The sequence below is a fragment of the Bradyrhizobium sp. 31Argb genome (genome assembly GCF_043638955.1).
Taxonomy (GTDB): domain Bacteria; phylum Pseudomonadota; class Alphaproteobacteria; order Rhizobiales; family Xanthobacteraceae; genus Bradyrhizobium.
On the sequence record NZ_JBEGDB010000513.1, the window covers coordinates 1 to 2,413 of the forward strand.

At 61.0% G+C, this 2,413-nt stretch carries 2 protein-coding genes and 1 pseudogene; 2 read left to right on the forward strand and 1 reads right to left on the reverse strand.

The genetic code is table 11. The annotated features are described in order from the left end of the window. Nucleotides 1–93: 93 nt before the first annotated feature. Nucleotides 94–666 (forward strand): hypothetical protein, encoded by a 573-nt coding sequence (locus tag AAFX91_RS40805; protein ID WP_245476174.1) that lies wholly within the window; start codon nucleotides 94–96, stop codon nucleotides 664–666. A 272-nt stretch (nucleotides 667–938) separates the two neighbouring features. Then, nucleotides 939–1,688, forward strand: coding sequence for a response regulator transcription factor (locus tag AAFX91_RS40810; RefSeq protein ID WP_130579350.1), 750 nt, complete (start codon nucleotides 939–941; stop codon nucleotides 1,686–1,688). Nucleotides 1,689–1,705: 17 nt separating this feature from the next. Here the strand turns inward: AAFX91_RS40810 and AAFX91_RS40815 are convergent. Continuing rightward, nucleotides 1,706–2,338: pseudogene (locus AAFX91_RS40815) on the reverse strand (HlyD family efflux transporter periplasmic adaptor subunit); the annotation flags it as partial. Nucleotides 2,339–2,413 lie beyond the last annotated feature (75 nt).

A 2,413-nucleotide genomic window follows, 5' to 3' on the forward strand; every position in this document is an offset into this window, starting at 1 on the left:
AGCCACAAAATGCTCCAGGCCAGATGGAACAACGACTTCCTTCTCCGCGCCCTCGCCCATATGCGATAGCCCTACCCCGAGGAGGGGGATTGCATGGGACTGCTTCTCATTGGCTTGGTGGCAGGAATGCTGATCGGCTATGGCATGCCTGTGTCCACCCAGGCGAACTTGCAGATGTGCGGGTCGAAAATCTGTTTCGATGGGAGCGCGCCTCCTGCAACGGAGCCGAAGGCGAGCGCGCCCACGCCCAATGCTGTGGCGAAGACAACGAAGGCTGCAACGGCGACGAAGCCCGACAAGCGATCACCACCCCGCCGGGACACACGGGTCGCGCGTGGCAAGAACCCGCCGCCGAAGGCGATGGCGGACCGCGCCCCCGCTGCCGAGACGTCCGAGGCCGTCCTGGGCAAGGCGAAGATGTCGGTCGCCGCAAAAATGGAAAATCCGGAGTCGGCCGAGTTCACCGACGCGAAGCGGGCAATCAGGAAGAATACGCTGGGGCGGCGGGTGGACACGATCTGCGGTCATGTCAGGGGAAAAAAGGCGTCGGGCGAGGACACCGGGGAGAAGCCATTTCTGTATCTCGTGAAGGAGGATGACGTCTACGTCGTCGACGGCAAAGCGGACTCAGCCGCGGCGATCGCATATCGGAATATTTGTAACTGAGGCGTGACACCGGGAAAGCGGATACCGGTGACCTACATGCGCGCTCGATCGGCGAAAGGCTTATGCCATGGGCCGGTTGCGCGACGCTAGATCATGACCCGATTAGACGGAATCGGATCATGATCTCATCTCTTGTTTGAGCATGATCTTCCTGCGCAAACGCTTCGCGTTTGTCGCGGGGGAAAACCGGTTTCCACTTTTCCGGATCATGCTCTAGTCATTGGCATGGAAATGATTGGGGTAGGGCAGCAATTCCTTCAATTGGGGATATTATGGACGACCTTGTCTCTGCTGCAGAGCGGCTCAACGGATCGCTGCCGTTGCCGGTCCTGCTCATCATCGATCCGCTCACGCTGGCGCGGACCTGCATTCTGCACATTCTCAGGCAGGAGCTGATCGGATTCGAAATCGTCGAAATGGCCACGACCGACACTCTCGGCTGCGCGACGGGACGAGACGTTCGGCTGGCGACGCTCAGCATCGGGGACAAGTCGGTGGCTGATCCCTCCGTCGCCGGCGATCTCGCGCTTCTCGCCGATTGCTGCCCCAACGCCTCGATCGGCATCTTCTGTAACCGGGACGACGAAGCCACCGCGCTCGCGGCCCTGCATCGGGGCATCAGAGGCTTCTTTCCAACCTCGATCCCGGTCGAGCTCGCTGTCGCCGGCTTGCGTCTTGTTCTCGCCGGCGGGGTCTACAGGCCGCTTTCAATTGAAGGGCAGGACGGGTCCTCTAGCTGCGAGCCGATCTACCCTGGCCCGTTGGCGCCGATATATCTGGCGAACAAGGAGCAGATCGAATTCACCCCTCGCGAGCAACACGTGCTGGCGGAATTGGAACTCGGCCTGCCCAACAAGCTGATCGCCGCCAAACTGAAGCTTTCGGAAAACACGGTGAAGATGCACATTCACCACATCATGCGGAAATGTGCCGCTCGCAATCGCACCGAGGCAGTGCTGCGCTGGCGCGCAAGATCGACCGGTCACCGTGGACCGGAGCCCGGTGCATTCTCGTCATCCTGATTTGGCTGTCCCGCAGCTCAATCTTCGCCGAAGGCGGTGTGGAAGCTGTCGAGCAGGGGCCTCAAAGCGTAGATCGCCACGGTGCCGCGCCCGGTTGTTATGAACACCTGGGCCGGCATTCCCGGAATGATCTTCAAGCCATTCTCGACGATCTTGGAATCCTGGACGCGGATTTTCGTCGCGTAGTAGGGCTGGTCGGTGCGCTTGTCGAGCAGGCGGTCGGCCGATACATGCATCACCGTTCCCTTGAGACGCGGGACGCGACGCTGATTGTAGGGCAAGAGATGCACGTCGGCGTTCAGCCCCGGATGAACCAAGTCGATATCCTCCGGCTTGAGGCGTGCGATCACGACCAGCCTGTCCTGCCGGGGCACCAGATCCATCAGCGGAGCGCCGGCCCCGACAACACCGCCCGGCGTATGAACCCGCAGGTCGGTTATCACCCCGTCCTCGGGTGCCTTGACCTCCGTTCGGGCCAATTGGTCCTGCGCCGCCAGCAATTTTTCGCGCAGTTGAAATCCCTGGTTCTGCGCCTCGCGCAATGACTGTGCGATCTCGTTCTGCCGGTCGCTTTCCAGCTTCAGGAGCGTCGCCTGCGATTCGCTGATCACCTGTTTGGCGCGCGAAATATGCGCAATGATCTCGCCCCGCGTATTGCCTCACCTGAGGATGTTACTTTCGCTTGACGGATGTAGCTCCGACTGTCGGCCGGTCCGAGGTTGCGT